Here is a 6,878-nt window from a genome sequence, read left to right on the forward strand (position 1 = left end):
GTGACGAACGTCAAGCTCGAATATTCTACGAACAACGGAACGTCATGGTCGCAGATTGTAGCAAGCACGGCGGCGAGCGTGGGGACGTATGCGTGGACGATACCCGCAGCGACACAGACTTCATCGCAATGCCTCATAAAAATCAGCGATGTCTCGAATCTTTCGGTAAATGACCAGAGTGACGGTGTATTCTCCATCGTTGCTGTAGCTCCTACCGCGAGCATACGGGTTACATCGCCCAACGGCGGCGAAACCTTGACCGTCGGAACCGCGCAAAACATCACCTGGACTTCCTCCGGTGTGACGAACGTCAAGCTCGAATATTCTACGAACAACGGAACGTCATGGTCGCAGATTATAGCAAGCACGCCGGCGAGCGCGGGGAGCTACGCGTGGACGATACCCGCAGCGACACAGACTTCATCGCAATGCCTCATAAAAATCAGCGACGCCTCGATTCTTTCCATGAATGACCAGAGTGACGCTGTGTTCTCCATCGCTGCCGTGGTACCGACCGCAACCATCCGGGTAACCTCCCCCAACGGCGGCGAGACCTGGACAGTCGGAACGACGAAGAATGTTACCTGGACATCGAGCAGCGTAACGAATGTCAAGATCGAATACTCGACAAACAACGGCTCGACTTGGTTAACTATCATCGCTAGTACGACTGCATCGGCGGGGAGCTACGCTTGGCTTGTACCAGGCGTAACTTCAACTCAATGCCTTGTCAGGATAAGCGATGCGGCAAATGCTGCTGTAAATGATGTGAGCGACGGCGTTTTTGCAATTTCGCCTGCCGGGAAAATAACCGTTACCGCGCCCAACGGCGGTGAACGCTGGCCGGTGGGCATATCCCAGGCTATCACCTGGGATTATTCCGGCGTCACTTTTGTCAAGATAGAATATTCCACGGACGGCGGAGTGACGTGGACAGTTATAGTCCCCAGCCTTACCGCTTCGGATCAAACGTACTATTGGACTGTGTCCGCCGCTGTTTCGACTACGTGTAAAATTCGGATCAGCGATGTCTCCAATGCGGCGGTTTCGGATTACAGCGACATCGCATTCACCGTTTCTCCGGCTGTCTCGCTGAAACTCACATCGCCGGTCGGGGGAGAGTCCTGGATCGCCGGTTCCAGCCATGCGATAACCTGGGAGCAGAAAAACCTGGCCGCTCTTGGCATATTTTATTCTATAGATTCCGGAAATAACTGGATAGAGATAAAATCCGGCGTATCAGCCGCTGACGGTTCCTATACCTGGATTGTCCCGGATGTGTCCTCCACCACTTGCCATGTTGGGATTGTGGATCAGGATGGAAACATAGAGAGCACCTCCCCCTCCAGTTTCACCATAAAAGCTGCGCCCAAGCCATCCATTCAGGTGCTTTCCCCGGACGGCGGCGAGCAGTGGGCTGTCGGCTCCACGGTGGCAATCACCTGGCAGGCCCAGCAGACAGGCCCTCTTCTTCTCCAGTATTCGAATGACAGCGGCGCGCGCTGGGTGGACATCAAATCCGGGGTGAGCGCATCCGATCAGTCCTATACCTGGACGGTGCCCAATGATCCTTCCACGAAATGCCTGGTGAGGATCACCGATCCCGCAAGCTCGCTCACTGATATGAGTAATGGTTCATTTTCGATAGTGGCAGTGGTCACCTCATTTATAACCGTGCTTTCGCCCGCGCCGGGCGATAGATGGACGGTAGGGTCCACCAAGCAGATAACCTGGCAGTTCAAGGGAGTGAACGAGGTGAAGATCGAGCTTTCAACCGACGGCGGCGTTAGTTTTCCCCCCGGGCAGATGATCGCCGACAATCCACCCAATGCTGCAAGCGGAACTTTCAGTTGGATAGTAACAAATGTGAAATCCGACTCGTGTGTAATTAAAATTAGCGACCGTTCCAATTCGGCGATATATGACCGGAGCGATGGATTTTTCTCGATTATTCGGCCTGAGGTTACAATTCAGCATACGATTCCCCGGAATGTTGCCGCTGAGAATGATACAATCACCTTTGTCGCTCTGGTCACCGGAACTTCGGAGATAAGCCAGGTGCTGCTGTACTACGATGAAAACGGCCGTCGAAAGTTTGATAATAGCGTTCCCATGACCAAATCCGGCAGCGGCGGTCTCTATATTTTCACCCTGGGGAGCGGGAAATTTACCTCGCTGGGCATGGAATATTACATCACCGCACGTGATATAAACAATATCCGGGCAAATGCGCCGCCGGACACGGGTTTCTATAACATCAGCGCCAGGGTGGAGGGCATGGTATCGCCGTATGGAGTAAAAGGCGGCAATGTGCAGAACTCCTACAAGATGATCTCCATACCGCTCAATCTGGAAGAGACTTCCATCACCGGCCAGCTTGCGGGAACTCTGAATGGCGCCATGGGAACGGACTGGCGGCTTTTCCGCTACAATCCCCTGAAAGATGTACCGGAAGAGTATCCCAACATTGAAGGATTCAAACCGGGGATCGCTTTCTGGATGATTACACGGAACGATTTCAAACTCCAGCCCCCGAAGGGAACCACGGTCACCACCGCAGAGCCGTTCTCCATGACGCTGAAGCCGGGATGGAACGACATCGCCAATCCCTGGATGTTCGACATTTCCTGGGTGGATATGGAGAATCCTTCAAAGGCGAATCTCAGCAAGCCTTACACCTACGAGGGAGGCTGGTCGGATCCAACAAATGCGCCAAAGGTCTTCAACCCCTGGACCGGGTATGCGGTGAAAAATCTGGAAAATCGCAATGTGGTGATCCGGCTCAAGCCGAAACCGGCCGGTGTGCAGAAACCGGCGGCGAAAGAGAGCACCCTCCTCTGGGCGCTGACCCTTAAAACATCCGCGGCTCTCGCTGTCGACAACGCCAATCATCTCGGAGCCGGCAGTGACGCCTCAGCGGAGTGGGATATTCATGACCATGTTGAACCGCCCCCGGTCGGGGACTATGTTTCCCTCACCTTCCCGCACAGGAACTGGACACGGTATCCCTCCGACTATACTGTGGATATACGGCCCCCGGAAGAACAGCTTTCCTGGGATTTCGATGTGAGAACCAATATTTCCCGTGAGAAAGTGACGGTTTCCCTGGAAGGTATTGAACACCTCCCCGCAGGACTGAATCTGACCGTGACCGACCGTGATACCGGCGAAAAGGTGAATATTCAGGGCAGCACATTCGATTTCCTTTCCGGTATCGGCTTCACCGAGCGTCATTTCACCCTGACGGCTTATGATTCCGGTAATGCGGGCAGGGAAGATATCCAGAAAAAACCTGTGAGCTTTGTGACAGCAAATTCCTATCCCAATCCGTTCAATCCTTCCACAGTTATCAGGTATGAGCTGTCCGAGAGGGGGAAGGTGATGGTAACCGTTTTCAATGCAGTGGGCCAGAAAGTACGTGAATACAATCTGGGATACCGTGAGCGCGGGGTGCATGAGCTGGTGTTCGACGCCCGTGGATTGACATCGGGGCTGTATGTGTATCATATCGATGCCGGGTATGCCTCTGTGACCGAAAAAATGCTCTTCATGAAATGAGAAAAAGGAATGTATAGATCCTGAAACGAGTTCAGGATGACACGTGTCATGCCGAACTCGTTGCCGCTTCGCGGGAACGATGAACTCGTTTCGATATCTATTTTGAAAAGCAACGCAATAATATATGTCGTCATGATTAACAGGATTTGTAATCATGTAAATCTTGTAAATCCTGTCAAAAAATTATGCAACCACAGGGTAAACACATGAGAAAGTATATTTCAGCGGCGGTGCTGTTCTGTATGGCTTTCATTCTGGTTGCCGAAGCTTGGGCAGCCACCGGGCCTCATCTCAAGATCGGCGATGTTTTCCCGGGGTTTTTCCTCAAAGACCTGAATGGCAATCCCTTTTATCTCAGGGAACAGGTGGGGAACGCCCCGACCAGGAAGTATCAGGGAATTCTCTTCAGTTTTTGCGCCTATACCTGCAAGCCCTGCCGCAAGGAGATTCCCGAGCTGGAAAAACTTGGCGCGAAGTATCAAAAGCAGGGACTGGGGGTGATTCTTATCGATGTCGGCGATAATAACAAGGTGGCGCAGAGTCTTGCGGCCGAGTTGAAGACCTCCCTCCCGATGCTGGTGGACCGTTACGGTGTGGTGCTCGATCTGGTGGGACATCCGGGGCTCCCGCATACGGTGCTGATAGATGGCGCGGGAAAGGTTCGATACCTGAACACCTCTTTTTCGGAAGAGAAGGCAATCGAGATACTTACGGGGTTGGAAAATGAGATCAAGGCTGTGCTGGATGCTGCTTCCGGCGCTTCTTCTCGGTAGCATAACCGGCAAGGCAGCAGATGAAAAAACAGTACGGATACTGTTCACAAACAACTCCAACGGGAAACTGGTGGACTGCAACTGCCGTAACGACCCCTATGGCGGTCTGGCCGAACGGGTAAGTCTCGTCCGGGAATATCGGTCACGGTATCCCGATATGCTTCTCCTGGATTCGGGTGGCTACCTGGGACTTTCCGATGTTGATCGCAAAGGCCAGGTTATTTTCAAGCTTATGGAGATAATGGGGTATAACGCCTGGGGAGTGGGCGAGCAGGAGCTTTACCGGGGAATGTCACGCTTCCTCGCGCTCTCCGGGAGCTTCCGGGAAAGAATGGTAAGCGCCACCCTGATGAATCCCGGCGGTGAAAAACTGTTCTCTCCCTGGCGCATGTTTACCGTGGATTCGGTACGGATTGCGGTCATCGGGATTTCGGGGGCGGAAAGTTTCGCCTGGTTGCCGAAAGAGAGCCTGGATTTTGCTTACCGGCAGCCGGATTCCACACTGGCGGAGCTTCTCCCCATGCTGTGGAAGTCGAGCGATTACATCATAGTTCTTTCTCAGTTGGGGAGAAAACCCGATGAGGAACTGGCAAAGAGAATTCCGGGAATAGACCTCATCATCGGCGGACATTCCCAGACTCTTATAGAGGAGCCCATAGTCGTCTCGGGATGCCGGATAGTCCAGGCGGGGAAAAACGGCGGCCATGTTGGCGAAATCGTGTTGACTTTCGATAAAGCAAAAAAAGTTAAAGGCTTTGCCTATAAACTTCTTGAGGTTTCAAAAAAATATACGATACGGCCGGAAATAAAGCCTATAGTGGATTTTATTAAATAAATATATTAATCTTCTATTGTTAAGACATGGATGCTTGCAAGGTGATAGACCCTGAAACGGTTTTATCGTACCCGCGAAGCGGCAACAAGTTCAGGGTGACCGTTGTATTCGCTTGTCATGAAACGTGTCATGCCGAACTTGTTTCGGCATATGCCTGAAATGTGACCTATCGCACTGAAATGGAACGGGGAGCTTGCTTATGTTTAAAAAAATTGTATCGCTCTACCTGTCTTTCTTTCTCCTGGCAAGTGGGGTGACGCCTGCTTTTTCAGCCCCTGCCCCTGCAAAGGTTGAAAAGAAACGGTACACCATGGCGGTTTTGAACTTGGATGCGAAAGGGGTTTCGCAGGTGGAAGCGGAAGTGCTCTCGGAAAAACTGCGCTCACGCCTCAATCAATTGATCGAATCGCCGGACTATTCCGGTATGGAAGGACGGGATCAGTACATCCTGGTCGAACAGACCCAGATGGACAAGATTCTGAACCAGTTTAACATCCAGAACACCGGATGCGTTTCGGATTCCTGCGCCATAGAATTCGGGAAAATGCTCCAAGTGGACCGGATACTGATAGGAACTGTAGGCCTCGTGGGAAAAACCTATTCCGTATCGGCGCGGATTGTGGATGTGGAGAGCGCTAAAACCATAAAAACTGCGGATCGCCAGTACAGAGGTTCCATAGATGATGTTATGAATATTGTGATCACCGATCTGGGGAATGAACTGCTTCTCGGGAAAATGAAGAAGAAGTCGAATACAAAGTGGTATATACTGGCCGGTGTGGTGCTGGCCGGCGCCGGTGCGGCGCTGTCGGGAGGCGGTTCAAAAACCACGGGGGGCGAAACATCACTTCCTCTCCCGCCGTCCCGCCCATGATTTTTAATATTATTTGAGTATGTCGTGAATTCAGTAAAGGTGATTTCCCGAAAGGAGTTGATCCCCCCTACCCCCCTTATTAAGGGGGGAGAAAACACCTACTATCACAATATAAACGTTTCTTAAGATTTGACAGAATACCTCTCCCAGAATTCCCCCTTGCGAGGTCCCCGCTCGTACAAAGTACGAGTGGGGTGCAATAAGGGGGGATGCCGAAGGCAGGGGGGATATTGAATCCCTATAGAAGTAAATAATTCTTACGATTTACCGAAGGTTACAGACCTGATGACATACTGAGATATAATCAGAACAACGAAACTCACAGTTAACCTTAATTAAAGGAGAATTACATGCAAATGAACAGAAAGATCGCTTCTATCCTGGTTTTAGGGATAGCCGTTGCTTTCGGCCTGAGTGCGTGCGGGCCCAAAAATATCAGCAAAGGGGATGTCCCGGACTGGTATCTGAATCCGCCGCAGGCAAAGGACAAAATTTACGGCACCGGCGCATCCGAAAAATCTGCGTTTTTGGATTTGGCTACACAGTTGTCCGATGCCGCTGCCACTCAAAGTCTTATGGCTTCCATTCAGGTGAGCGTACAAAGCATGCTCCGAAACTATCTGCAGCAGAGCGGAACCCTGGATAATGTCCGGGCGCTGCAGTTTTCCGAGTCTGTGAGTAAAACGGTGGTGAGCAACACCCTGAGTGGTGTCATCATCACGAAACGCGAATCCCGCGAGGGACGGATGTTTTCCCTGGCCGAATTATCCAAGGATTCCATGAAAAACGCTCTTCTTTCCGCCGCCCGTGACGCCGCGGCCGAGTATTCCGAATTGAA

5 protein-coding genes are annotated in these 6,878 nt (G+C 51.7%); all 5 read left to right on the forward strand.

Annotation, left to right across the window (positions count from 1 at the left end; genetic code table 11):
* Positions 1-3,558: T9SS type A sorting domain-containing protein (locus Q8O92_11135; protein MDP2983870.1), on the forward strand; the 3,558-nt coding region annotated here is incomplete at its 5' end.
* A gap of 206 nt (positions 3,559-3,764) precedes the next feature.
* Entirely contained in the window at positions 3,765-4,331 is a 567-nt protein-coding gene (locus Q8O92_11140) for a TlpA disulfide reductase family protein (GenBank protein MDP2983871.1), read from the forward strand.
* Positions 4,282-5,166, forward strand: coding sequence for a hypothetical protein (locus tag Q8O92_11145; protein MDP2983872.1), 885 nt, complete (start codon positions 4,282-4,284; stop codon positions 5,164-5,166). The genes Q8O92_11140 and Q8O92_11145 overlap by 50 nt, the downstream gene beginning before the upstream one ends.
* A gap of 199 nt (positions 5,167-5,365) precedes the next feature.
* Positions 5,366-6,040 (forward strand): hypothetical protein, encoded by a 675-nt coding sequence (locus Q8O92_11150; GenBank protein MDP2983873.1) that lies wholly within the window; start codon positions 5,366-5,368, stop codon positions 6,038-6,040.
* A 350-nt stretch (positions 6,041-6,390) separates the two neighbouring features.
* On the forward strand, positions 6,391-6,878 hold a 488-nt coding region (locus Q8O92_11155; protein MDP2983874.1), incomplete at its 3' end, for an LPP20 family lipoprotein.

It is taken from the genome of Candidatus Latescibacter sp. (assembly GCA_030692375.1).
Classification (GTDB): Bacteria; Latescibacterota; Latescibacteria; order Latescibacterales; family Latescibacteraceae; genus JAUYCD01.